21 protein-coding genes are annotated in these 25,491 nt (G+C 63.1%); 9 read left to right on the forward strand and 12 right to left on the reverse strand.

The genetic code is table 11. From position 1 onward, the window contains the following. Nucleotides 1–53: 53 nt before the first annotated feature. The 4 genes from hslU to argS form a co-directional block, all read right to left on the reverse strand. Nucleotides 54–1,382, reverse strand: a complete 1,329-nt coding sequence (gene hslU, locus J9892_RS11095) for an HslU--HslV peptidase ATPase subunit (RefSeq protein WP_010676031.1) — start codon at nucleotides 1,380–1,382, stop codon at nucleotides 54–56. 92 nt (nucleotides 1,383–1,474) lie between these two features. After that, the gene (gene hslV / locus J9892_RS11100) at nucleotides 1,475–2,008 is read right to left on the reverse strand and encodes an ATP-dependent protease subunit HslV (protein WP_005306539.1); all 534 of its coding nucleotides are present in this window, start codon (nucleotides 2,006–2,008) and stop codon (nucleotides 1,475–1,477) included. Between the two features lie 186 nt (nucleotides 2,009–2,194). Continuing rightward, nucleotides 2,195–3,043: an SPOR domain-containing protein gene (locus tag J9892_RS11105; RefSeq protein ID WP_010676029.1), complete on the reverse strand. Its 849-nt coding sequence runs from the start codon at nucleotides 3,041–3,043 to the stop codon at nucleotides 2,195–2,197. Nucleotides 3,044–3,046: 3 nt separating this feature from the next. Next, nucleotides 3,047–4,792, reverse strand: coding sequence for an arginine--tRNA ligase (gene argS, locus J9892_RS11110; protein WP_171864734.1), 1,746 nt, complete (start codon nucleotides 4,790–4,792; stop codon nucleotides 3,047–3,049). Between the two features lie 314 nt (nucleotides 4,793–5,106). Here argS and J9892_RS11115 point away from each other — a divergent pair, with 314 nt between their 5' ends. The 3 genes from J9892_RS11115 to J9892_RS11125 all read left to right on the forward strand — a co-directional run bounded on the left by J9892_RS11115 (nucleotide 5,107) and on the right by J9892_RS11125 (nucleotide 7,025). Continuing rightward, nucleotides 5,107–5,673 (forward strand): LON peptidase substrate-binding domain-containing protein, encoded by a 567-nt coding sequence (locus J9892_RS11115; protein ID WP_210538323.1) that lies wholly within the window; start codon nucleotides 5,107–5,109, stop codon nucleotides 5,671–5,673. Between the two features lie 124 nt (nucleotides 5,674–5,797). Continuing rightward, nucleotides 5,798–6,367 (forward strand): sigma-70 family RNA polymerase sigma factor, encoded by a 570-nt coding sequence (locus tag J9892_RS11120; RefSeq protein WP_010676026.1) that lies wholly within the window; start codon nucleotides 5,798–5,800, stop codon nucleotides 6,365–6,367. Next, the gene (locus J9892_RS11125; protein WP_210538324.1) at nucleotides 6,360–7,025 is read left to right on the forward strand and encodes a ChrR family anti-sigma-E factor; all 666 of its coding nucleotides are present in this window, start codon (nucleotides 6,360–6,362) and stop codon (nucleotides 7,023–7,025) included. Before J9892_RS11120 ends, J9892_RS11125 begins: the two co-directional genes overlap by 8 nt. A 111-nt stretch (nucleotides 7,026–7,136) precedes the next feature. Here J9892_RS11125 and bacA read toward each other — a convergent pair whose 3' ends face one another. The 6 genes from bacA to galE form a co-directional block, all read right to left on the reverse strand. Then, on the reverse strand, nucleotides 7,137–7,952 hold the full coding sequence (bacA, locus tag J9892_RS11130) for an undecaprenyl-diphosphate phosphatase (protein WP_010676024.1): 816 nt from the start codon (nucleotides 7,950–7,952) through the stop codon (nucleotides 7,137–7,139). A 254-nt stretch (nucleotides 7,953–8,206) separates the two neighbouring features. Next, nucleotides 8,207–9,202: an aldo/keto reductase gene (locus J9892_RS11135; RefSeq protein ID WP_210538325.1), complete on the reverse strand. Its 996-nt coding sequence runs from the start codon at nucleotides 9,200–9,202 to the stop codon at nucleotides 8,207–8,209. A gap of 143 nt (nucleotides 9,203–9,345) precedes the next feature. Then, the gene (gene galM / locus J9892_RS11140; RefSeq protein WP_272939651.1) at nucleotides 9,346–10,413 is read right to left on the reverse strand and encodes a galactose-1-epimerase; all 1,068 of its coding nucleotides are present in this window, start codon (nucleotides 10,411–10,413) and stop codon (nucleotides 9,346–9,348) included. 27 nt (nucleotides 10,414–10,440) lie between these two features. Continuing rightward, nucleotides 10,441–11,589: a galactokinase gene (gene galK, locus J9892_RS11145; RefSeq protein WP_043153961.1), complete on the reverse strand. Its 1,149-nt coding sequence runs from the start codon at nucleotides 11,587–11,589 to the stop codon at nucleotides 10,441–10,443. Next, nucleotides 11,586–12,644, reverse strand: a complete 1,059-nt coding sequence (locus J9892_RS11150; RefSeq protein WP_210538326.1) for a UDP-glucose--hexose-1-phosphate uridylyltransferase — start codon at nucleotides 12,642–12,644, stop codon at nucleotides 11,586–11,588. The genes galK and J9892_RS11150 overlap by 4 nt, the downstream gene beginning before the upstream one ends. 49 nt (nucleotides 12,645–12,693) lie before the next feature. Further along, nucleotides 12,694–13,707, reverse strand: coding sequence for a UDP-glucose 4-epimerase GalE (gene galE, locus J9892_RS11155; protein WP_210538327.1), 1,014 nt, complete (start codon nucleotides 13,705–13,707; stop codon nucleotides 12,694–12,696). A gap of 216 nt (nucleotides 13,708–13,923) precedes the next feature. On the opposite strand from galE, the gene J9892_RS11160 reads away from it, so the two are divergent. Next, nucleotides 13,924–14,928, forward strand: coding sequence for a substrate-binding domain-containing protein (locus tag J9892_RS11160; protein WP_010676018.1), 1,005 nt, complete (start codon nucleotides 13,924–13,926; stop codon nucleotides 14,926–14,928). 122 nt (nucleotides 14,929–15,050) lie between these two features. Here the strand turns inward: J9892_RS11160 and J9892_RS11165 are convergent, their stop codons facing one another. Then, nucleotides 15,051–15,251 carry a hypothetical protein gene (locus J9892_RS11165; protein WP_210538328.1) on the reverse strand — a complete coding sequence of 67 codons (201 nt, stop codon included), beginning with the start codon at nucleotides 15,249–15,251 and terminating at the stop codon, nucleotides 15,051–15,053. Between the two features lie 335 nt (nucleotides 15,252–15,586). On the opposite strand from J9892_RS11165, the gene J9892_RS11170 reads away from it, so the two are divergent. The 5 genes from J9892_RS11170 to J9892_RS11190 all read left to right on the forward strand — a co-directional run bounded on the left by J9892_RS11170 (nucleotide 15,587) and on the right by J9892_RS11190 (nucleotide 24,258). Further along, on the forward strand, nucleotides 15,587–18,661 hold the full coding sequence (locus J9892_RS11170; RefSeq protein WP_210538335.1) for a beta-galactosidase: 3,075 nt from the start codon (nucleotides 15,587–15,589) through the stop codon (nucleotides 18,659–18,661). A gap of 219 nt (nucleotides 18,662–18,880) precedes the next feature. After that, nucleotides 18,881–19,867 (forward strand): galactose/glucose ABC transporter substrate-binding protein MglB, encoded by a 987-nt coding sequence (gene mglB, locus J9892_RS11175; protein WP_010676016.1) that lies wholly within the window; start codon nucleotides 18,881–18,883, stop codon nucleotides 19,865–19,867. 53 nt (nucleotides 19,868–19,920) lie between these two features. Continuing rightward, nucleotides 19,921–21,441: a galactose/methyl galactoside ABC transporter ATP-binding protein MglA gene (gene mglA / locus J9892_RS11180; protein ID WP_210538329.1), complete on the forward strand. Its 1,521-nt coding sequence runs from the start codon at nucleotides 19,921–19,923 to the stop codon at nucleotides 21,439–21,441. Between the two features lie 15 nt (nucleotides 21,442–21,456). Beyond that, complete coding sequence (gene mglC, locus J9892_RS11185; RefSeq protein ID WP_010676014.1) at nucleotides 21,457–22,467, forward strand: galactose/methyl galactoside ABC transporter permease MglC; 1,011 nt, start codon at nucleotides 21,457–21,459, stop codon at nucleotides 22,465–22,467. Between the two features lie 57 nt (nucleotides 22,468–22,524). Beyond that, entirely contained in the window at nucleotides 22,525–24,258 is a 1,734-nt protein-coding gene (locus J9892_RS11190; RefSeq protein ID WP_039039635.1) for a methyl-accepting chemotaxis protein, read from the forward strand. Nucleotides 24,259–25,009: 751 nt separating this feature from the next. Here J9892_RS11190 and J9892_RS11195 read toward each other — a convergent pair. Next, complete coding sequence (locus tag J9892_RS11195) at nucleotides 25,010–25,186, reverse strand: hypothetical protein (RefSeq protein ID WP_174213875.1); 177 nt, start codon at nucleotides 25,184–25,186, stop codon at nucleotides 25,010–25,012. Nucleotides 25,187–25,491 lie beyond the last annotated feature (305 nt).

Genomic DNA, 25,491 nt, shown 5'->3' on the forward strand with positions numbered 1-25,491 from the left:
ATGGGGTTGAGCAGGATAGTTAACCGCTCGGATCCTCGTTATCGATCAACCTGTTACAGAATGAAGCGGCTCAGGTCCTCGTCTTCAATCAGCTTGCCGAGGTGGGCGTTGACGTAGTCGGTGTTGATGACGAAGGTCTCGCCGGACTTCTCGGAGGCGTCGTAGGAGATGTCTTCCATCAGCCGCTCCATCACGGTGTGCAGACGACGGGCGCCGATGTTCTCGGTGCGCTCGTTGACCTGCCAGGCCGCTTCGGCCAGACGGCGGATGCCATCCTGGGTGAACTCGATGTTGACCCCTTCGGTGGCCATCAGCGCCTTGTACTGATCGGTCAGGGAGGCGTTCGGCTCGGTCAGGATGCGCTCGAAGTCTTCGGTGGTCAGGGCGGTCAGCTCGACCCGGATCGGCAGGCGGCCCTGCAGCTCGGGGATGAGGTCGGACGGCTTGGCGATCTGGAAGGCGCCGGAGGCGACAAACAGGATGTGATCGGTCTTGACCATGCCGTGCTTGGTGTTGACGGTGCAGCCCTCGACCAGCGGCAGCAGGTCGCGCTGCACCCCTTCACGGGAAACGTCCGGGCCCGAGCTCTCGCCGCGCTTGCAGATCTTGTCGATCTCGTCGAGGAAGACGATGCCATTGTTTTCGACGGAGGCGATGGCCTTCTGCTTCAGCTCTTCCGGGTTGACCAGGCGGGCCGCTTCCTCTTCGATCAGCGCCTTCATGGCCTCCTTGACCTTGATCTTGCGCTTCTTCTTCTGGTTCTGGCCCAGGTTCTGGAACAGTCCCTGCAACTGGTTGGCCATCTCTTCCATGCCCGGCGGGGTCATGATTTCGACACCCATGGGGGAGGCGGCCAGATCCAGCTCGATCTCTTTGTCATCCAGCTGACCTTCCCGCAGTTTCTTGCGGAAAATCTGGCGGGTGTTGGAGTTGTCGGCTTTCTCTTCCTCACCCCAGCTGTTGCGCGGGTTGGGCAGCAGGGCGTCGAGGATGCGCTCTTCGGCGGCTTCCTCGGCGCGGTATTTCATCTTCTCCATCTCGGTCTCGCGCACCAGCTTGATGGCGACATCGGTCAGATCGCGGATGATGCTGTCCACTTCCTTGCCCACATAGCCCACTTCGGTGAACTTGGTCGCTTCCACCTTGATGAAGGGGGCGTTGGCCAGCTTGGCCAGGCGACGGGCGATCTCGGTCTTGCCGACGCCGGTCGGGCCGATCATCAGGATGTTCTTCGGGGTCACCTCGTGGCGCATCTCCTCGGAGAGCTGCATCCGGCGCCAGCGGTTGCGCAGGGCGACGGCGACCGCGCGCTTGGCATCGGCCTGACCAATGATGTGTCTGTCCAGCTCGTGGACGATTTCTCTCGGGGTCATCTCGGACATGATGGCGTTCCTGTATCCGGGGCGGGCAGGGCCCACCCCTTGGAAAATGGGGTTTGGCTGGCGGCCTTATTTGGCGGCCCTATTTCGCCGACTTATTTAGCTGAATAGTCCAGCACTTCGATGGTGTGGTTGCCGTTGGTGAAGACGCAGATGTCGCCCGCAATCTTGAGGGACTTCTCGACAATGCTCTTGGCGTCGAGCTCGGTGTTCTCCAGCAGGGCGATGGCGGCGGACTGGGCGAAGTTGCCGCCGCTGCCGATGGCGATGAGATCGTGCTCCGGCTGCACCACGTCACCGTTGCCGGTGATGATGAAGGATTTGTGCTCGTCGGCGACGGCCAGCAGCGCCTCGAGGCGGCGCAGGGCGCGATCGGTGCGCCAGTCCTTGGCCAGCGCCACGGCGGCGCGCTCCAGGTTGCCCTGATGGGCCTGCAGTTTGGCTTCGAAGCGCTCGAGCAGGGTGAAGGCGTCGGCGGTGCCGCCGGCGAAACCAGCCAGTACCTTGCCGTTGTAGAGGCGATGAACCTTGCGGGCGTTGCCCTTCATGACGGTGTTGCCAAGAGAAACCTGGCCATCGCCACCGATGACGACCTGACCGTTGCGGCGAACTGAAACTATGGTAGTCACTTTACTTACCTCGCTTGAGCCGAATGACGGCCTGACTGTGCATGGAGGAAAAGATGGGGATGGCAAAACGGCTTTTCAAGCCTGTGTCGAGCACGGATCGCGGGGGAGGGATCGGGTGGGCGCGGGATGGCGCCAAAAGAAACAGGGCCGGGTGTTGCCACCCGGCCCTGTGCATGGACGCGGCGATCACCCCTTCTTGGGGATGCAGCCGCTGATGCCCGAGCCCTGCAGCTTGCGGTTGGCCGCATCGGCCGCCGCCTTGCCGTTGAAGGGGCCCACCATCACCTTGTAGACGGCGCCACCGGCCCCGTTCACCACCTGCAGACTGGAGGAGAGCCCGGCGGTGAAGGCGATGCGCGCCTTGAGGGATTCTGCGGAATCCTGGGAGCGCAGGGCGGCACACTGCATCATGTAGCGGCCGCCGTCGGCGGCTGCGGTCTGTGCAGTCTGGGTCGCTGCCTTGGCCCTGGCGGCCTCGGCCCGCTCCCGCTCCAGTTCGGCGCGGATCTCCCGCTCCATCCGCTCACGCTCGGCCTTCTGGTCGATCACCTGCTCCCGGGCGCTGGCGACCGGGGCGCCGGTGGCCGGCTTGGTCGGCTGCACCGGTTGCGGCTGATAGGGCTTCACCTGACCGATGGGAGTCCCCGGCTGGGGGATGTCGGTCGCGACCGGCTTGGGCAGCTTCTCCGGTTGCAGGGTCATGGTCTCGGCAGGCGGGGGCGGCAGCACGCCCGGCTGGGGCGGCGGCTCTATGATGTCCACCTGCTTGTTCTCCAGCCGCTCGATGTAGCTCCACTTCTCCTGGGGCAGGGTATTGCCCTGTGCCTTGGGTTTGTTGGCCTTCACCTGCTCTTCGATGGTGGGGGCATCGGCGCCCTTGCCGTTGATGAGGTAGAGGAAGGCGCCGAAACCGACGACCAGGGCCCCGGCCAGCAGTGCCGGGATAACAGGAAAGCGGCGAGGGGCCGCTTTCTTGATGTTACGGCCACCCGCCCGTCGTCTCGGGCTGTTGCCGACGTAATCCCGGGTCGCCATCTATTACATGCGCTCCAGGGTGTGGATGCCCAGCACGCCCAGGCCCAGCTTGAGCACCTTGGCGGTGGCGGCGCACAGCAGCAGACGGCTCTGGCGGGTCGCCTCGTCCACGCCGTCCTTGTTGATCGGGCAGGCTTCGTAGAAGGTCATGAAGTTGCCGGAGAGCTCGTACAGATAGGTACAGAGCAGGTGCGGCATCCCCTTGTCCGCCACGCCGTTGACCGCGTCGGAGAACTGGATCAGCTTCTGGGCCAGGGTCTCTTCGGCGTCTTCGCTCAGGACCACCTTGCCGCTCAGGGTGTCGGCATCGACGCCGGCCTTGCGGAAGATGGACTGGATACGGGTGTAGGCGTATTGCAGGTAGGGGGCGGTGTTGCCTTCAAACGACAGCATCAGATCCCAGTCGAAGATGTAGTCGGTGGTGCGGTTCTTGGAGAGATCCGCATACTTGACCGCGCCCATGGCGATGGCGTGCACCACCTGGGCCTTCTCTTCGGCAGAGAGGTCGCTGTTGCGGCTCTCCAGCAGGGCGCTGGCGCGCTCTTCCGCTTCATTCAGCAGGTCAACCAGCTTGACGGTGCCGCCGGAGCGGGTCTTGTAGGGACGGCCGTCCTTGCCCAGCATCATGCCGAAGGCGTGGTGCTCGAGGGGCACGGACTCCGGCACATAGCCCGCCTTGCGGGTGATGGTCCAGGCCTGCATCAGGTGCTGGTGCTGACGGGAGTCGATGAAGTACATGACCCGGTCGGCGCCCAGGCTCTCGTAACGGTATTTGGCGCAGGCGATGTCGGTGGTGGTGTAGAGGAAACCGCCGTCGCTCTTCTGGATGATGACGCCCATGGGCTCGCCATCCTTGTTCTTGAACTCGTCCAGGAAGACAACGGTGGCGCCTTCGCTCTCGACCGCCAGCCCCTTGGCTTTCAGGTCGGCCACGATCTGCGGCAGCATGTCGTTGTACATGGACTCGCCCATGATGTCCTTGTTGGACAGGGAGATGTTCAGACGGTCGTAGTTGCGCTGGTTCTGCTCCATGGTCATGTCGACCAGCTTCTTCCACATGGTGCGGCAGTACTCATCGCCACCTTGCAGTTTCACCACGTAGTTGCGGGCGCGCTCGGCGAAGGCTTCGTCTTCGTCATAGTGACGCTTGGCCTGGGTGTAGAAGGCTTCCAGGTCCTTGAGCTCCATGTCGGAGGCGTGCTCGTTGGCCATCTTCTCCAGATAGGCGATCAGCATGCCGAACTGGGTGCCCCAGTCGCCGATGTGGTTGGCACGCACCACCTTGTGGCCCAGGAATTCGAGGGCGCGGGCGGCCACGTCACCGAGCACGGTGGAGCGGATGTGGTGCACCGCCATCTCCTTGGCCACGTTGGGGGCGGAGTAGTCCACCACCACGGTCTGCGGCGCCGGCAGCTTCACGTTGGCGTTGTCGGAGGTCACCATGGCTTCCACCTGACCGGCCAGCCAGCTCGGGTCGAAGAAGAAGTTGATGAAGCCGGGGCCGGCGATCTCGACCTTGGCGATCAGATCGGAGGCAGGCAGGTGCTCGATGATGGCAGCGGCCAGCTCGCGGGGATTCTTGCGGGACGGTTTGGCCAGCAGCATGGCCAGGTTGGTGGCCAGGTCGCCGTGAGCCTTCTCCTTGCATCGGTCTACTTGCACCCGGGCTTCCAGGTCGGCGGGCAGGACGCCTGCGGACTTGAGATTGGCTACCGTTTGTTCAAGTAGATGATGAATATGCTCTTTCATAACTGACCACCGAGGTTGCGCGTCGAAAAGTGACTGACTGGATAAGGGCGTGAATTTTACCCGCATCGGGCCGAGAAAACTATAGGAACGGCCCGCACCCGTAGGTGTGGCGGATATTTCACTGCGTTTTCCACCACATTGCAGGATATTGATTTGGATAAGTGGTGGTTATCCATTTCTACTGCATAACGAAACGGCTTGTCCAGGCTATTTTCCCCTGATTATGACAGGGTTATTTATACCGATTCGATCTGAATGATCCCGCTTCCCGTGGCGGTCGTATCCTTTGAGGACGCCGTTGGAGGATGATTCCCATGACACTGGTACTGTTTCCACTCTCCGCTCACCTGCTGCCGGGCGGCATCATGCCGCTGCGCATCTTCGAGCCCAGATACCAGCGCATGATCGCCGAGTCCCGGGAGCGGGAGTTCGCGTTCTGCATGCTGGACCCCCGCCAGCCCGACGCGCTGCGCAACATGTACCCCATCGCCACCCGGGTGCGCATCATCGATTTCGATCTGCTGCCCGATGGTTTGCTCGGCATCACGGTGCTCGGGGTGGAGCGGGTGCGCATCACGGATCTCTGGCAGGAAGAGGACGGTCTGCGGGTCGGCGAGGTGGATCCCCTGCCCCCTTGGCAGAGCGGCAGGCTCCAGGCGGATCAGCACTCCCTGGCCAAGGCGTTGCAGGACGTGTTCAACGACTATCCGGAGTACGCGGCCCTCTATCCGGAGCCGGACTGGGAGGATGCGAGCTGGGTCGCCCAGCGCTGGCTGGAGGTGCTGCCCATCCCGGTGGAGCAAAAACAGTGGCTGGTGGCGGCCAAGGACAACCAGCCCACTCTCTCCCTGCTGAGCGGTCTGCTGGTCGCGAGCCATTGAATTCCCCTTCCCGGTGATCCATTTTCCTCGCTCACCGTATTGGGGGTGAACACCACACGCGAGGGATGGCGCAATGGCATATACTGGCCAACCACAATCGGCTCCACGCAGGACATCGCCCCCCATGGACAACCCAGACGGCGACCTCACATCTTTGCTGGTCCGGGTGGCCGAGCGTGCCGACAAGGCTGCCTTCGCCACCCTGTTCCACCACTTCGCGCCGCGCATCCGCAGCTATGGGCTGCGCCACCTCGGCAGCGAAGCCAACGCCATGGAACTGGTGCAGGAGACCATGCTGCTGGTCTGGCAGAAGGCACGGCTCTATCACCCCGACAAGGGCGCCGCCACCACCTGGATCTACACTGTGATGCGCAACCAGAGCTTTGACATGCTGCGCCGCCGCCGCGCCAGCAAGGAGGAGCTCTGCGCCGAGGAGATCTGGCCGTTGCTGGAGTTCCGGGCCGAAGAGGAGCACCTGAGCGGCGGTGAAGACGCGGTGCTGACCCGCCAGATGGCCCACTATGTCGCCACGCTGCCGGAGCCGCAGCAGCAGGTGGTGCGCGGCATCTACCTGCAGGAGCTCTCCCAGCAGGAGCTGGCCGACCGGCTCGGCGTGCCCCTTGGCACCATCAAGTCCCGGCTGCGGCTGGCACTACAGAAACTGAAGGAACAAGTGGAGCAAGGCCATGATTAAGACCCATCCGACTGAACCCATGCTGCGCGCCTTCGCCGCCGACGAGCTGCCTCTGCCGCTGGCCGTCGGTGTCTCCGCCCATTGCGAGTTCTGCCCCGAGTGCGCCGCCCGGGTGAAGGAATTTGAAGAGGCGCTGGCGTGCCAGCATCTCGCCCCTGACGTGCCGGACGAGGCGCTGCCCGCCGGATTCGATGCCATGCTGGCGGGCATACTGCAACAGCCGGTGGCGACGGAGGCGGCGCTCGCCCTTCCCGAGAGCCCGAGGCCAGAGCTCAGGGTGGCGGGTCACAGTTACCGGCTGCCGCGGGCATTGGCACGGCATCATGCCCCCAGGTGGCGCCATCTCGGGGCCATCCGTCAGGTCAGCCTGCCGCTGGACGAGATGGGTGCGCGGGCCAACCTGCTCCACATCGGGGCGGGGGGGCGGATCCCCGAGCACACCCACAAGGGATATGAGCTGACCCTGCTGCTGGCGGGCACCATCGAGGATGGCGACACCCGCTATCAGGCGGGGGATTTCATCTGGCGCGACGCCAGCCACGCCCACAGCCCCCACACCCCGGACGGCTGCCTCTGCTACACGGTGCAGGATGCCCCCGTGCAGTTCACCAAGGGGCTGTCACGGCTGCTCAACGGCATCAGTCAGCACCTCTATTGAGTTGGGTCACGGCTGCCCGGTGATCGCGTGCTGCCGCGCGACTGAGGCGGTATCACGGCATGAAAAAAGGGACCCTCGGGTCCCTTTTGTGTTGCTTGGCGGCGAAGCCCATCAGGCCACGAAGACCAGGTAGACGACGAAGGCCAGCAGGAAGCGGTAGATGGCGAACGGGATGAAGTCGAGACGACGGATCAGCGCCAGGAAGGTCTTGATGGCGACCATGGCCACCACGAAGGCGGTGACGAAGCCCACCGCAAACATGGGGAAGTCCGCCATGGAGAGGAAATCGCGGCTCTTGTAGAGATCCAGGCCGCTGGCCGCGATCATCATGGGTACCGCCATGATGAAGGAGAATTCCGCTGCCGCGTGGCGGCTGATGCCCATCAGCATGCCGCCGCTGATGGTGGCGCCGGAGCGGGAGAAACCGGGCCAGAGTGCCAGGCACTGGAACAGGCCGATGCCGAAGGCCTGCTTGTAGCTGATGTCGTCCAGGGTCTCCGCGGTCACGGCGGGGCGGAACTTTTCGGCGATGATGAGCAGGATGCCACCAGCCACCAGGGCATACATCACGGTTTCCGGCCCGAACAGATTGGCCTTGATCCAGCTGTGGATAGCCAGCCCGACGACCACGGCAGGCAGCATGCCGAGGATGACGTGCACCAGGGAGAGGGTCGCGTGGCCCGGGGTGGGTTTCTGACCGAAGTGAATGCCGATGAGTCCGAACAGGCGGCGCCAGAACATGACGACCACTGCCAGGATGGAGCCGAGCTGGATCACCACCTCGAAGGTGGCGGCCTTGGGTCCTTCAAACCCGAGGAGGTGGCCGACGATGATCATGTGGCCGGTGGAGGAGACGGGGAGGAACTCGGTCAGGCCTTCCACTATGCCCAGCACAAAGGCGACGAACAGGGCGTAGGATTCGGTCATGGTGCAGATCTCTTGGTTATGGGGTCTGGATAAAATCAACCCCGAACGGGTCGGGGCGGCCAATGATGGCGGAAAATCGCGCGGGCAACCAGTGAATATTGGGGATTTTAGCGCCCTGTTCCGGCCGGGAAAGGGCGCTGGCGGACCATGCAGGGCGCGGCTTGCCGCATGCTGTCAGAAGCCATGACTGCCCCGTCACGTTCTGACAGGTCAGTTACGCCAGATGCCCTCGTCTTTATGACCTTTTTGTGCTGTCAGGCCAGTATGGACAGGATTTTCTGTTGAAGGTCATCGTCCAGAGGGGGCTGCCCCAGGGCGTCGACGGCGCTCGTTATCTGTTGGGGATGGCTGGCGCCGATCAGGGCGCAGCTCACCACGGGGTCGCGCAGCACCCATTGCAGTGCGAGTTGCGACAGGGACTGACCCCGTTGCAGGGCCAGTGCATGCAGGGCGCGGACGGTGGCGAGCTTCTCCTCGGTGATCTGGTCCGCCGTGAGGAAGGGGCTGGCACTGGCGGCGCGGGAATCCGCGGGAATGCCCGCCAGGTAGCGATCGCTCAGCAGCCCCCCCGCCAGGGGGGAGAAGGCGACCACCCCCATGCCGTGCTCCCGGCAGGCCGGCAGGGTGTCGGGCTCAATATCGCGCTGGAACAGGGAGTATTTGAGCTGGTTGACCAGGCAGGGGGTGCCGAGCTCCGCCAGCCGAGCGGCAGCCTTGGCCGCGAGCGGTGCCGGGTAGTTGGAGAGGCCGATGTAGAGCGCCTTGCCCTGGCGCACCATCAGGGCCAGGGCCTGGCAGGTCTCCTCGAGCGGGGTGCGGGGATCCGGCCTGTGGTGATAGAAGATGTCCACGTAGTCGAGGCCCAGACGGCGCAGGCTCTGGTGCAGGCTGGCGAAGAGGTACTTGGCGCTGCCGCCATCGCCGTAGGGGCCGTCCCACATCACGTAGCCCGCCTTGCTGGCGATGATGAGCTCGTCCCGATAGGGAGCCAGGCTCCTCTTTAGCAGCGTGCCGAAGGTCAGTTCGGCAGATCCCGGCGGCGGCCCGTAGTTGTTGGCGAGATCGAAGTGGGTGATCCCCAGATCGAACGCCTGATGCACCATGGCCTTCGCGGTGGCGGGATCGCTCCCGGCGCCGAAGTTGTGCCAAAGGCCCAGACCGATGCCGGGCAGGCGCAGGCCGTGGCGGCCCGCCGATCGGTAGGGCTGGCGCTGGTAGCGGTCGGGGGCGGCGAGGTAGTTGTCATCCATCACGGTGCGGTTCCTTGGGCTGGTGTGCAATGAGGAGCGACGGGCCCTGCGGCGGGCCTCACTCCGGCTGATTCGGCGGTGCCATCGGGGCCGCCATGACGTGGCGGCGCGCCCGGGCCCCTTCGTCTGCCCGAGCGGGGCTGTCAGGGGGCAGGAATAAAGCGATAACGGGTCTGGTGGCGATAACGCTGCCCCGGCAGCAACCAGGGATCGCCGAGGGCGGGCCGGTTCGGGCTGTCGGGCAATTGCTGGGCCTCCAGGCAGAAGCCGTCGTAATCCCGGTAGGGTCGGCCCTGACGATCCGGTGTGCCGGCCAGCCAGTTGCCGCTGTAGAACTGCAGGGAGGGCTGATTGGTGTAGACCGCCATCGCCAGCTTGCCATCCCCCGAGATCACCCGGGCGGCCCATGGCTGGCTGGACCCACCAAACGGCTCATCAGCAGGATCGAAATCGCTGTTGTTGAGCAGAAATGCGTGATCGTACCCCTTGGCCAACTGCTGCTGGGGGTGGTCCAGCCACGCCTGGCCGATGGGGCGGGGGGCGCGCAGATCGAAGGGGCCTTCCACCGGGGCGATGGCCAGCGGCAGGCTCTGGTCATCCGTGGGCAGGTAGCGGTCGGCGTCGAGGCTGATGGTGTGGTGGCGGATGTCGCCACCGCCATCCAGGTTGAAGTAGGCGTGGCTGGTGAGGCTGACCGGGCTGGGGGCGTCCGTGCTGGCGCAGAAATCGACCACCAGATCGCACTGCTCCAGCCGATACTCCAGGCTCACCCTCAGATTGCCGGGAAAGCCCTGATCCCCCGCCCGGGAGAGGAGCGCCAGCTTGACCCTGTCCGCCTCCTGCTCCTTGATCTGCCAGGTGCGGCGATGGAACCCGTCGCGCCCGCCGTGCAGGCAGTTGGCCCCCTGGTTGGCGTCCAGCGTCCAGCACTGGCCTTCCCGCTCAAGGCGGGCGCCGCCGATGCGGTTGGCAAAGCGCCCCGCCACGGCACCCAGCCATACCTGCTGGGTGAGGTAGGCCTCGTCGGCGCAGCCCAGCAGCACCTCCCGCCGCTCTCCCGCCACCGGCAGGGTGAGGGAGGTGAGGGTGGCCCCGTATGCGAGACCGCGCAGCCGCAGTCCCTCCTCGTTTTCCAGCTCGAATCTCATCATGGTTTGCGGTTCCCCGTCGTGATCCCGTCGCCCCCTGCCGGCGTCGCGAGTGCCGGGCAGGGGGCGTCACCCGTTGTCAGGCGTGCGTTACAGTCTGCCGGCCCCTGCGCTGGCACGGCAGACGTAGCAGTCCGCCTTGAGGCCGAAACGGGCCGGGTATTCCGCCTCCACCACGGCGATCACCTCGGCCACCTTCTCGGGGCGCAGCAGGGCGACCACGCAGCCGCCAAAACCGCCGCCGGTCATGCGCACACCGCCTTCGCTGCCGAGCCGGGCCTTGATGATCTCCACCAGGCCGTCGATGGGGGGCACGGTGATCTCGAAGTCATCGCGCATGGCGGCGTGGGACTGGCCCATCAGCTCGCCGAGGCGCACCAGATCGCCCTGTGCCAGCGCATCGGCCGCCGCCAGGGTGCGGGCGTTCTCGCCGACCACGTGGCGGGCACGGCGATAGCAGGCCTCGTCCAGACCGGCCTTGCCCGCTTCCAGGGTCGCCAGATCCAGGTCGCGCAGGGCCTTGACCCCGTAGTGACGGGCGGCGGTTTCGCACTGCTGGCGACGGGTGTTGTATTCGCTGTCCACCAGGCCGCGGCGCACGTTGGAGTTGACGATGAGCACCGCCAGATCGGTGGGCATGGGGATGAGCCGGGTCTCCAGGGAACGGCAATCGAGCAGCAGGGCGTGATCCTGCTTGCCGCTCGCGGAGATCATCTGATCCATGATGCCGCAGTTGCAGCCGACGAACTGGTTCTCCGCCTGCTGGCCGTTGAGGGCGATTTCCGCCTGGCTGATGGCCAGCCCCTGGGCCTCCTTGAAGGCCTGGCCGATGGCCACCTCCAGGGAAGCGGAGGAGGAGAGACCCGTCCCCTGGGGCACGTTGCCGGAGACCACCAGATTGAGGCCGCGCAGGGCGTGGCCCCGTGCCTGCAGGTGTTTCACCACGCCGCGGATGTAGTCGCTCCAGCGCTGGCTGGGGTGGTGCTCGATGGGTTGATCGAGACTGAACCGGTCGCGCTGGTTGTCGTAGTCGGCGGCGATCACTTCGACCAGGTTGTCGCCGCGCAGGCCGATGGCGACGCAGGTCTCGTAGTCGATGGCGCAGGGCAGCACGAAGCCGTCGTTGTAGTCGGTGTGCTCGCCGATGAGGTTGACGCGGCCTGGAGCCCGTACCAGCAGGTCGGGTTGTTGCTCAAACTGCTCGGCAAACACGGCGCTGACGCGCTGGCTCGGGGTCATAGGGCCTCCTCGTTGGCCTGGTTCTGGTCGTTGTAGTGGATGGGACTGAGGGCGCGCAGCCGTTCCGCCGCCTGTTCCGGGGTGAGATCGCGCTGGGTCTCGGCCAGCATCTCGAAGCCCACCATGAATTTGCGCACCGTGGCGGAGCGCAGCAGGGGCGGATAGAAGTGGGCGTGCAGTTGCCACGCCTCGGGGCAGTCGGAACGGGGCGGGGCGAAGTGCCAGCCCATGGAGTAGGGGAAGCTGCACTGGAACAGGTTGTCGTAGCGGCTGGTGAGCTCCTTGAGCGCGATGGCCAGATCCTGTTGCTGTTCCCGGGTGAGATCCAGCATGGAGGGAACATGGGCCTTGGGCAGCAGCAGGGTCTCGAACGGCCAGGCCGCCCAGAAGGGCACCACCGCCAGCCAGTGGGCCGTCTCCACCACGATGCGGGAGCGATCCGCCAGCTCCCGCTCCACATAGTCCAGCAGCAGGGGGCGGCCGTGTTCGGCCAGCCAGGTGCGCTGGTGCGCCTCTTCCCGGGTAATCTCGTTGGGCAGGAAGTCGCTGCCCCAGAGCTGGCCGTGAGGGTGCGGATTGGAGCAGCCCATGACGGCGCCCTTGTTTTCAAAGACTTGGACCCATTCCCACTGGTCAGAGAGCTCGGCCACCTGGTCCATCCAGGTGGTGATCACCCCTTCGATGGCGGGCAGGGGCAGCTCGGGCAGGGTCTTGCCGTGATCCGGCGAGAAGCAGATGACCCGGCTGGTGCCCCGGGCGGCTTCCAGCTTCAGCAGGGGATCCGGCGCCGCGTCAGCGGCCGGGGTGTCCTGCATCAGGGCGGCGAAGTCGTTGGTAAAGACGAAGGTGCCCTGATAGTCGGGGTTGATATCGCCGGTCACCCGGGTGTTGCCCGCACAGAGGAAGCAGTCGGGATCATGGGCCTGGCTCGGCGCCAGGCTCACCTTCTCGACCTGGCCTTGCCAGGGGCGCTTGGCCCTGTGAGGGGAGACCAGCACGTACTGGCCGGTGAGCGGGTTGAAGCGGCGGTGGGGGTGATCAACGGGGTTGAACATCATCACTCCAGTGTGTGAGTTGAATACATCCGAAGGCGCAGGGCAGGGCCTACGCCTCGTAACCATTGGGGTTGGCGGACTGCCAGCGCCAGCTGTCGGCGCACATGGCGGCGAGATCCCGGCTGGCGTGCCAGTCCAGTTCCCGAGCGGCCTTGGCGGGATCGGCCCAGCACTCGGCGATGTCGCCGGGGCGCCGTGGCTCGATCCGGTAGGTAAGGGGCCGACCGCAGGCGGCCTCGAACGCCGCGACCATCTGCAACACGCTCTGGCCCTGGCCCGTGCCCAGGTTGTAGGCGTGGACACCGCCCCGTCCGGCGCAGTGTTCCAGAGCCTTGACGTGTCCTTCGGCGAGATCCATCACGTGGATGTAGTCGCGCACCCCGGTGCCGTCGATGGTTGGGTAATCGTTACCAAAGACCGAGAGGCAGTCGCGTCGGCCGATGGCGACCTGGGTCAAAAACGGCATCAGATTGTTGGGGATGCCCTGGGGATCCTCCCCCAGGGTGCCGGACTCGTGGGCGCCGACGGGATTGAAATAGCGCAGCAGTGTCATGCTCCAGTGGGGCTCGGCCCGCTGCAGATCCTCGAGGATCTCCTCGATGATCAGCTTGGATCGGCCGTAGGGGTTGGTGGCGCTGCGGGGGAAATCCTCCCGGATCGGGGTGCTGGCGGGATCGCCGTAGACGGTGGCCGACGAGCTGAACACCAGATTGCGTACCCCGGCCCGTTTCATCGCCTGCAGCAATACCAGGGTGCCGCTCAGGTTGTTCTCGTAGTAGTCCAGCGGGATGCGGGTCGACTCGCCGACCGCCTTGAGGGCGGCGAAGTGGATCACGGCGTCGATGTGCTGCTCCCTGAAGATGCGATCCAGCAGGGCCGGGTCACGGATGTCCCCCACGTAGAAGCGGGGCTCGCGCCCGCTGATGGCGGCGACACGGGTCAGGACGCTCGCCTTGCTGTTGCAGAGGTTGTCCACCACCACGGGCTCCATGCCTGCGGCCTGCAAGGCCAGACAGGTGTGGCTGCCGATGTAGCCGCAACCGCCGGTGACCAGTACTTTCATCCGTTGTTCCACCCTCAACTCCTCGCATCAGGAAAGCCTGAGCAGGAGTCTAGCCGAGGGGCTGACGGGCAAACTGTGAGCTGCTTAACAAATATGTGTAAACGATTACACTTGTTTTCATCGACCAATGTGGCAAGTTCTGATTTTTCCCCCTGTTATCAGTGACATTGAACGGTATAATGCGGCCAGTTGCAGCGTGAAATAAGTGAAAACAGCATGAGCACCATCAAGGATGTCGCCCGTTTGGCCAATGTGTCAGTGGCAACGGTTTCACGGGTGATGAACAACTCACCCAAGGCCAGTGCCGCCTCCCGCGAGGTGGTGCTGAAGGCCATGGCCGAGCTGGGCTATACCCCCAACGCCAACGCGCGGGCCCTGGTCAGCCAGACCTGTGACACCATGGGAGTGGTGGTGGGGGACGTGGCGGATCCTTTCTTCGGCGCCCTGGTCAAAGGGGTCGCGGCAGTGGCGGTGGAGCAGGGCTTGCACCTGTTGATGGGTAATGGTTTTCACCGCGCCCAGCAGGAGCGGGAGGCCATCGAGCTGCTCATCGGTAAACGCTGCGAGGCACTGGTGGTGCACAGCAAGGCGCTCGGTGATGAGGAGCTGGTCGACTACGCCCTGCGCGCCCCCGGCATGGTGCTGATCAACCGCGACATTCCGAGTCTGAGGGGGCGCTGCATCGCTCTCAACAACCGCCAGGGTGCGGCGACCGCCACCCGTCATCTGCTGGATCTCGGCCACCGCCATATCGCCTTCCTGAGCTCGGATCACGCCATCGAGGATGCGCTGTTGCGCCATCAGGGCTATCAGGATGCCCTGGCGGAGGCGGAGGTCTTCGCCGATCCCGAGCTGGTGGAGAGCGGCATGCCCAATGAAGAGGGGGGTGAGCGCGCCATGCTCAACCTGCTGGCCAAGGGGTTGCCCATCACGGCGGTGGTGGCCTACAACGACGCCATGGCGGCAGGGGCCATCTCTGTGCTGGCGGACAACGGCCTCAAGGTGCCGGAAGAGGTGTCTGTGGTGGGCTTCGATGACATCATCTACGCCAGATACCTGAGGCCCAAGCTCTCCACCATGCGCTATCCCATCGAGCTGATGGCGGCCCAGGCGGCCAAGCTGGCGCTGCAACTCGCCGCAGGGGAGAGCGAATCGGTGCAGAGCCGCATCTATACCCCCACCCTGATCAACCGCCATTCGGTCGCTCCCGTCAGGTCCTGATCGCAGCGCTTGCGCCCCCGTCGGCGCAAGCGCTGCACCTGGCGAACCCGTACTGCAGCATATAAAGCACCCCCATAGCTCAGACGATAGATAGCTCAGACCATGGATAGCTGAGAGCATGGCTAGCGCAGACCACAGAGGGTTGCCTGAGGAGTGACAACCGTCCCCTCACGCTCCCTGCCTGCCGAACTCGGCAGCTCTTCCCGCTCGTCTGTCACGAGCCCCTCTCCCCCGGCCTGCCGAGCCTCACTTCCGGCCAGATCCTGCCAGACGCCTGCCATGGCGTTCTCTGCGCCGGGCAGGGGCTCTCGTGGTCTCTGCACACTCCTTCGAGAGGCCGGGCTGTGTGCCCGGAACCGGGTTGAGGCGCTCCAGCGCCTGATGGAGCGAGGGGGGCGTGATGTCGGGTCTTTGCCATGGCTTGCTCCGCTTGTTCGGCCATTGCCTCCCGGTTTCACACTCCCGGGCATCTTTTGCCCTTCCGAAGGTCCGCTTTTTCCCCCGTGGGTTATTTACCCGGATTTATCCGATTTTTACTCCGTTTTACTTAACAAAATGAGTGTAATCGTTTACATCTGTGTGAGCGGGATCGCCGATCCACGGCCAAAACTTCCCTACACTGCAATGGTTTTCAGCGCTCATGCAGGGAGAGAAAGAGATGCTCAGGGAGATAGTGGCCCGTCAGGACTGGCAGACCCAGGCGATTACGTCGGTGAATCGGCTGCCCGCCCATACCCCCTTGTCCAGTTGGCGCAGTGAAGGGGAAGCCAGGATGGGGGGGTTGTCACCTTCCCGCCTGCTGCTGGACGGCGAGTGGCAGTTCTCCTGGTTCGAGGTCCCGGAGCGGGTGCCGGAGCAGTGGCTGGTGGAGGATCTGCCGGATGCCTGCCCCATCAAGGTGCCGGGCAACTGGCAACTGGCTGCGGCCTACCCGGGGGCGCGGCCCGTCACGGATGTGCCCATCTACACCAACATCAAGTACCCCTTTCCCTGCGACCCGCCCCGGGTGCCTGCCGAGAACCCCACCGGTTGCTACTCCAGCGAGTTCACCGTTGCTGCGGACTGGCTGGCCGAGGGGCAGACCCGGATCATCTTCGACGGAGTGGACAGCGCGTTTCACCTCTTCTGCAACGGCCGCTGGGTCGGCTACTCCCAGGACAGCCGGCTGCCGGCGGAATTCGATCTGACCCCCTTCCTTCAGGCCGGGGCCAACCGCCTCGCCGTCCTGGTGCTGCGCTGGTCTGACGGCTCCTATCTGGAAGATCAGGACATGTGGCGCATGAGCGGCATCTTCCGCTCCGTCAGCCTGCTGCACAAACCGGCCCGTCATCTGATGGATATCCGGGTGACGCCAGAGCTCGACGCCTGCTACCGGGATGCCCGCCTCAAGGTTGAATTGCAGGCGGCCAACGGAGCCGGTCTGTCGGTGGAGGCCAACCTCTATGATGGCGACGAGCGGGTGGCGACCCTGCGCCAGCGGATCGGCACCCAGGCCATCGACGAGAAAGGGGTGTATGACGATCGCGCCGAGTTGTGGCTGACGGTAACGGCGCCACACAAGTGGAGCGCCGAGACCCCGCACCTCTATCGCCTGACCCTGACCCTGCTGGACGAGCAGGGAAGCGCTCTCGAGAGCGAGGCCCATGACGTGGGCTTTCGGGCGGTGGAGATCCGTGGCGGCCTGCTGCGGGTCAACGGCCAGCCCCTGCTGATTCGTGGTGCCAATCGCCATGAACACCATCCCGCCACGGGTCACGTGGTGACCCCGGCCGACATGGAGCAGGATCTGCTGCTGATGAAGCGGCACAACTTCAACGCGGTGCGCTGCTCCCACTATCCCAATCAACCCGAGCTCTATCGCCTGTGCGACCGGCTCGGCCTCTATGTGGTGGACGAGGCGAACCTGGAGACCCACGGCATGACCCCCATGGGGCGGCTGGCGCGGGATCCCGCCTGGAGCAACGCCTTTCTGGAGCGGGTCACCCGTATGGTGGCCCGGGACTTCAACCACCCCTGCATCATCATCTGGTCCCTGGGGAACGAATCAGGTTATGGCCCGGCCCACGACGCTATGTATCGCTGGGTGAAGGGGGCTGATCCCAGCCGCCCGGTGCAGTACGAAGGGGGCGGGGCCGACACCCCGGCCACCGACATCATCTGCCCCATGTATGCCCGTACCCATCAGGATCAACCCTTCCCGGCGGTGCCCAAGTGGGCACTGGCCAAGTGGATCGGCCTGTCGGAAGAGACCCGGCCGCTGATCCTGTGCGAATACGCCCACGCCATGGGCAACAGCCTGGGGGGCTATGCCCATTACTGGCAGGCATTTCGCGATCATCCGCGGCTGCAGGGTGGGTTTGTCTGGGATTGGGTCGATCAGGGGCTGGACAAGCAAACCGACGATGGCCGCCATTTCTGGGCCTATGGTGGCGACTTCGGCGACACTCCGAACGATCGCCAGTTCTGCTGCAACGGCCTGCTGTTCCCCGATCGCACCCCCCATCCCTCCTTGTTTGAAGCCCGGCGTGCCCAGCAGCCCTTCGTTCTGACCCTGCAGGGTCGCCAGCCGCTGACGGTGGAGATCCGCAGCGAATACCTGTTCCGCGAGACGGACAACGAACGCCTGCTGTGGCGTCTGTGTGAAGACGGCGTGGTGGTGAGCCAGGGTGAATGCCTGCTTGAGCTGGCTCCCCGGGGGAGCGTGACGCTGACCCTGCTGGAGCAACTGCCGGCCTTTGCGCCGGGGGCGCTCGCCTGGCTGGATCTCGCCATCGTGCAGCCCACCGCCACGGCCTGGGCCGGAGCGGGTCACGAGGTGGCTCGCCAGCAATGCCTGTTGCCCGCGCCCCTGGCGCTGCCGTCGGCCTGCCCGGCGGTCAGCCTGACCGAGCAGCGCGATCACTGGGTGCTTGGCGCCGCAGATTCCCTGTGGCAGCTCGACAAGGCCAGTGGTCGCATCGTCAGCTGGCAGAAACAGGGCCGCGAGCGGCTGTGCGACGCCATCGCCGATCACTTCTATCGGGCGCCGCTCGACAACGATATCGGCACCAGCGAGGCGGATCACGCCGATCCCAACGCCTGGATTGCCCGCTGGCAGGAGGCCGGACTCAATGATCTGCAGCACCGCTGTCTCGGCCTGGAGCCGAGTCCGGAGCAGGGTCTCATCACGGCGCACCACGGCTACTTCGTGGCTGACGAGCCGAAGATCCTGACCCGCTGGCATCACAGGATTGACGGGGAGGGCGCCATGCACCTCGCCATCGAGGTGGAGGTGGCCGCCGACATGCCCTCCCTGCCGCGCATCGGTGCCCGGCTCTGGCTGGCCGATGAACCGGCCGAAGGTGCCCCGGTGAGCTGGCTGGGGCTTGGCCCCCACGAGAATTACCCGGATCGCCGGCTCGCCGCCGATCTCGGTCGCTGGCAATTGCCCATCGAGGCGTTGCACACCCCTTATGTCTTCCCGACCGACAACGGGCTGCGCTGCGATACCCGCGCACTGCAACTGGGGGATCTGGTGGTGGAGGGGCGCTTCCACTTCAGTGTCAGCCGCTACAGTCAGCAGCAGCTGACCGAAGCCCGTCACCAGACCGATCTGGTGGCTCTGGGGGGCACGCACCTGTGCCTCGATGGCTTCCACATGGGGGTGGGAGGCGACGACTCCTGGAGCCAGAGCGTGCGGCCCGAGTTCTGGCTGTTGCCGGGTCGTTATCAGTGGCACTGCCGTCTGCGCTAGCCGGACCCGCCGTCGCGAGATGGCGAGACCCAAAGGCAGTTTCTCACGTAACTATTTAATTTTTAACAATATTACGGCTATGTAACAGAGTGTAAACGTTTTCATTTTGTTGCCAGGATCACAGACCGCCTCACAACAAACTGATTACATTAGGCTGGCGCCAGCTCAAACGGTGTACAGCATTCCCTACAAAAAACAGATAGAGATCGGAGCATAACAATGAAAAAACTCACGACAGTTGCCACCTTGCTGATGGGACTGATGGCGGGAGCCCAAGCCCAGGCCGATACCCGTATCGGGGTCACCGTCTACAAGTACGACGACAACTTCATGGCCGTGGTGCGCAAGGCCATCGAGAAAGAAGCGGCGGCCACCCCGGGTGTGGAACTGCTGATGAACGACTCCCAGAACGACCAGTCCAAGCAGAACGACCAGATCGACGTACTGCTGGCCAAGGGCGTGAAGGCCCTGGCCATCAACCTGGTTGACCCGGCGGCGGCCCCTGTCGTGATTGAGAAAGCCCGTGCGGACGAGATCCCCGTGGTCTTCTACAACAAGGAACCGAGCGCGGCCGACCTGGCCAGCTATGACAAGGCCTACTACGTGGGCACCGACTCCAAGGAGTCCGGCATCATCCAGGGCCAGCTGATCGCCAAGCACTGGAAAGCGCACCCCGAGTGGGATCTGAACAAGGATGGCGTCATCCAGTTCGTGCTGCTCAAGGGTGAGCCTGGCCACCCGGATGCGGAAGCCCGCACCACCTACGTCGTCAAGACTCTAAACGATGGCGGCATCAAGACCGAGCAACTGCACATGGATACCGGTATGTGGGATACCGCCATGGCCAAGGACAAGATGGACGCCTGGATCTCCGGTCCGAACGCCAACAAGATCGAAGTGGTCATCGCCAACAACGACGGCATGGCGATGGGCGCCGTGGAATCTCTGAAGGCCCAGGGCAAGACCGCCATCCCGGTGTTCGGTGTTGACGCCCTGCCGGAAGCCCTGGCCATGGTCAAGAGCGGTGCTATGGCCGGTACCGTGCTGAACGATGCGGCCAACCAGGCCAAGGCCACCTTCGAGCTGACCAAGAACCTGGCCGAAGGCAAGCCGGCCGGTGAAGGCACCAACTGGAAGATCGACAACAAGGTCGTCCGCGTTGCCTACGTGGGCGTAGACAAAGACAACCTGTCCCAATTCGAGTAATTCCTCCCCTCAGGGCAAGGGAGATCCCCTTGCCCTCTTTTCAACCAGATGTGATGGCTGATATGACAACACGGCAACAATCAGAATGGCTGTTGGAGATGATTGACGTCAGTAAGAGCTTTCCTGGCGTCAAGGCACTCGATAATGTCAATTTACGGGTCCGTCCTCATTCTGTGCATGCGTTGATGGGCGAGAATGGCGCAGGGAAGTCCACGCTGCTCAAGTGCCTGTTCGGCATCTACGAGAAGGATCAGGGCAAGATCTTCTTCAAGGGACAGGAGATCAACTTCACCTCGTCCAAAGAGGCGCTGGAGAATGGCGTTTCCATGGTGCACCAGGAGCTGAACCTGGTACTGCAACGCACCGTGATGGACAACATGTGGCTCGGCCGCTATCCCACCAAGGGACTGTTTGTCGACCACGGCAAGATGTATCAGGACACCAAGCATATCTTCGAGGAGCTGGACATCGACATCGACCCCAGGGTCAAGGTCGGCACCCTGTCGGTTTCCCAGATGCAGATGATCGAGATTGCCAAGGCATTCTCCTATGACGCCAAGATCGTCATCATGGACGAACCCACCTCCTCCCTGACCGAGAAAGAGGTCAACCACCTCTTCAAAATCATCAACAAGCTCAAGGAGAAGGGGTGCGGCATCGTCTACATCTCCCACAAGATGGAAGAGATCTTCCAGCTCTGTGACGAGATCACCATATTGCGGGATGGCCAGTGGGTGGCGACCCAGCCCCTCAAGGGCATGACCATGGATCAGATCATCGGCATGATGGTCGGCCGCGAGCTCACCCAGCGCTTCCCGGAAAAAACCAACCATCCCAAAGAGGTGATCCTCGAGGTCGAGCACCTGACGGCCAAGAACCAGCCTTCCATCAAGGACGTGACCTTCAACCTGCACAAGGGGGAGATCCTCGGCATCGCCGGTCTGGTGGGGGCCAAGCGCACCGACATCGTGGAGACCCTGTTCGGCATCCGCGATCGCAGCGAAGGGACCATCAAGCTGCACGGCAAAGAGGTGGCGAACCACAACGCCCACGAGGCGATCCAGAACGGCTTCGCCCTGGTGACCGAGGAGCGCCGCTCTACCGGGATCTATTCACGCCTCGACATCGCCTTCAACTCCCTGATCGCCAACATGGACAACTACAAGGGATCCATGGGGCTGCTCAGCGACAACAAGATGAAGAGCGATACCCAGTGGGTCATCGACTCCATGCGGGTCAAGACACCGACCCAGCAGACCCAGATCGGCTCCCTCTCCGGTGGCAACCAGCAGAAGGTGATCATCGGTCGCTGGCTGCTGACCCAGCCCGAGATCCTGATGCTGGATGAACCGACCCGGGGTATCGACGTTGGCGCCAAGTTCGAGATCTACCAGCTCATCCTGGAGCTGGCGAAGAAGGACAAGGGCATCGTCATCATCTCCTCCGAAATGCCGGAACTGCTCGGCATCACGGACCGCATCATGGTCATGAGCAATGGCCGGGTCGCGGGGATCGTCAACACCAAAGAAACTGACCAGAGCGAGATCCTGCGCCTGGCATCTCTGTACCTATAAAGACAGGAAGACATTATGGAGTCGGCTAAAAATTTCAATCTGATGCAGGCGCTCAAAGAGAACGGCATCTATGTGGTGTTGCTGGTGTTGCTCATGATCATCGTGATCAAGGAGCCCTCCTTCCTCAGCCTCACCAACCTCAGCAACATCCTGACCCAGTCCTCGGTGCGGGTCATCATCGCCCTCGGGGTGGCGGGCATCATCATCACCCAGGGTACTGACCTGTCGGCCGGTCGTCAGGTCGGTCTGGCGGCGCTGATCGCGGCCACCATGCTGCAGGCCCTGACCAACGTCAACAAGGTCTTCCCCACCCTGGGGGAGGTACCCATTCCGGCGGTGATCCTGCTGGTGTGCGTGGTGGGGGCCCTGATTGGTCTGGTCAACGGCCTGATCGTCGCCTACCTGAACGTGACGCCCTTCATCACCACCCTGGGCACCATGATCATCGTCTACGGCATCAACTCCCTCTATTTCGACTCCGTGGGGGCTTCTCCGGTAGCCGGGTTTGATCCTCGCTTCTCCAACTTTGCGCAGGGCTTCATCCGGATTGGCGGGTTCAAGCTCTCGTACCTGACCTTCTATGCGGCCATCGCCAGCGTGTTCGTCTGGGTGCTGTGGAACAAGACCCGCTTTGGCAAGAACATCTTTGCCATCGGTGGCAACCCGGAAGCGGCCAAGGTGTCCGGCGTCAACGTCGCCGTCAACCTGGTGGTCATTTATGCCCTGGCCGGTGTCTTCTACGCCTTCGGCGGCATGCTGGAAGCGGGGCGGATCGGCAGTGCCACCAACAACCTCGGCTTCATGTACGAGCTGGATGCCATCGCGGCCTGCGTGGTGGGGGGCGTTTCGTTTGCCGGCGGTGTGGGAACTGTCGCGGGTGTGATCACCGGCGTACTTATCTTCACGCTGATCAACTATGGTTTGACCTACATCGGTGTCAGCCCTTACTGGCAGTTCATCATCAAGGGCGGCATCATCATCCTGGCGGTAGCCCTGGACTCCATGAAGTACGCCAAGAAGAAGTAAGCATTGGCAGGGAGGGCCGGGTCATCCCGGCCCTTTCTCTTTGGAGGGACCCATACCATGGCATTCAAAGTCAAAATCAACGTGCTGTTGCTGCTCGCCATTCTGGTCACCATCGGTACCGCCTGGTTCAGCGTCAACCATTTCATCAGCGGCTACATCCGCACCCAGGCTACCCAGAACATCAACGAGCAGATCACCCTGGTCAGGGAGAAGCTGGCGGGTGACATCAACCAGAAGGTGCTGCTGGCCGCCAACCTCAACCTCGGGGTGACCAGCGTCAAGAAGGCGCTGCAGGAGACCGGCTTTCACAACATCGTCAAGCTCATTGGCGACATGGCATTCGACGCGAACGGGGTCATCGACGACAAGGCCAGGGTTGACGCACTGCGCAAGCTGATCCCCGCCGCCAACAACCAGATCACCGTCAGCCCGCTGGAGCAGCTGGACGGCAAACCCGTCATCTCCATCCTGGTGCCGCGCGGTGCCGACTCCGCCTACCTCTACTACCTCGACATGAGCGAGTTCAAGACGCTGCTGACCAAGGTAAGCGGGGAAGGGCGTTACTTCTCCCTCACCGACAGCCAGGGACAGGTGCTCTACAGCAGCAAGCCCCAGGGAGAGAGCGAGAGCCGCCCCAACAAGCTGGATATTCGCGGCAGCGAGTGGACCCTGACCGGTTATGTGGATCTCGACTATATCCGGGCCATGACCCAGGCGCTCAACGGCAAGATCACCCTGGCCCTGCTCGGGGTGGCGGCGCTGGTACTGGCCCTCTCCATGGTGGCCCTCAACCTGGCCTATAGACCCATCCTCTCCTTGCGCGACCTGGTGCAGGAGCTCTCCCAGGGCAATGGGGATCTGACCCGCCGGCTCACGGTGACCAGCAAGGATGATCTCGGCCAGATCTCGGCGGGCATCAACCGTTTCATCGAGCAGTTGCAGGGCATGATGGGGGAGGTGAGACAAGCGAGCGGCCAGCTCAATGAAGGGATATCGGCATTGGCGAGGCAGACGGGGTCGGCCCAGGGCCTGCTGGCGGAGCATGTGCGGGAGACCGAACAGGTGGTCACCGCCATCAACGAGATGAGCCGTACTGCCGTCTCGGTATCGGAGAGCGCGGCCAATACTGCCCAGCTGACCGGCCAGAGCCAGCAACTGGCCAACCAGTCGCGTCAGGTGGTGGATCAGGCCATGGCCAGCGTCACTGCGCTGGTGACGGAGGTGGAGGCCACGGCACACTCCATCGAAGCCATGCAGCAGGATGTGCAGCAGATAGGCTCGATTCTCGGGGTCATCGGTGGCATCGCAGAGCAGACCAACTTGCTGGCCCTCAACGCTGCCATCGAGGCAGCCCGGGCTGGTGAGCAGGGGCGGGGGTTTGCGGTGGTGGCGGACGAAGTGCGCTCTCTGGCGGGACGCACCCAGAAGAGCACTGCCGAGATCCAGACCATGCTGACCCGGCTGCAACGGGGTACCCAGACCGTGGTGGCCGCCATGGGCAACACCCGACAGAGCTGCCAGGATGCGGCGGAAAACACCAGCAAGGTGAATGCGTCACTGGATCTGATGGCGGGAGAAGTGGTGGAGATCAACGATCTCATCAGCCATATCGCCACGGCCGCGGAGGAGCAAAGTGCCGTCGCCGAGGAGATCAATCGCAACATGAGTGCCATCGCCGAGGTGATCACCCAGCTCAAGGGGAATGGCGAGCGCACCGTGGACAGCTCGAATGCCATGCAGCGCACCTATGACAGGCTGCGGGAGATAGTGGGGCACTTCCGGCTGGAATAGCGCCGGCTGGGCGAGTCCCGGGTACCCTGGCCAGCAATGCCGTGGCCGGGGTGACCCATCAGCGGGCAGACGTGAAAAATACCCAAAAAAGATGGGGGCGACTTGCGTCGCCCCCGATAGTCTTATCGCTCATATCCTTGAACGAAGTTGCTCCCTGCAATCCCTGACTATACCTCTTCCTTTAGGTTTCCCCTTCCCAATCCTTTGGGGTGTCCTTTAGCCATCATGGCCTGACGAGTCATCCGTTCCCGTCGCACTTTCTCCGTCCTGGGAGGTGTCCTTTACCACATCCTGTGGTGAGTCCATTTGCCCAACCTTGGCAGCCAGTCTTCCTGACCGACTTCATTGCGTCCGTGCAGGAGTAACTATAAGGATTTCGCGCAGGGCGACAATGACATGCTGAAAAACGTTTTTTTCAAACTGGTTTCCCGCGAAAGGATAATGAAGTTATCTTTTTTAAAATCATGACTTTAATGTTCTATCATGCTGTTTTTTTACGCGCATCTTCCGACTATGGCGAGAATTTTGTTGGCACTTTGCTTACGCAGTCGATGGCGAATGTCTCACAAGGCGTTTAACTGCGGTTCAGAATCCGGGGAGGCCGGTCAGTGTCGATCGCAGATGAGGGTGGAGGAGGGCAACGGGCATGATGCAGGTGGCGTGGTCCGGATCCCATTCAGGAGATAAAGGAGGTAAAGGAGGGAAAGCTGAGATGACCCAAGAGGAGATCGCCTCCCCTTGGGCGAGAGGGTCAGGGATGCTGGCTGCCACCGTGCCATTGGCATAGGTAGGCGGGGACCAGCATCTGGGGTGCCTGGTCAACGTGACAGACCACCAGCGGCATGGCGGGGGCTCCCTGGGCATGCACCAGGGCCGGTGTCATGGGCAGGACCAGGGCGATGAGCAGAAACAGCGACGGGATCTTCATGGTTATCTCCTTGGTGACGGGAACGAATGTAACAAGCATCACTTTTTGAGTTAAGGCGAACCCGAAATCGGCGCAAGGTGACTGAAAAAATTCAACTAATGAAAAAACTTTGAATCCCGGTTGCACTCCGGTCGGTGAAAAAGCCGCCATCAGGATGCGTGCAAAATGCATATCCATATAAAAGAGATAGTGCACACGACTTGGCAATGAGGCTCGCCATCTGGCCCGGGCAGGCCGCCATGATCTGGGACAATAGATGGATTATTCAGCAATAAAGGAGCAGGTGATTATTTATGTGAGAGCAA

This window comes from Aeromonas sp. Prich7-2, assembly GCF_017939255.1.
GTDB lineage: Bacteria > Pseudomonadota > Gammaproteobacteria > Enterobacterales > Aeromonadaceae > Aeromonas > Aeromonas caviae.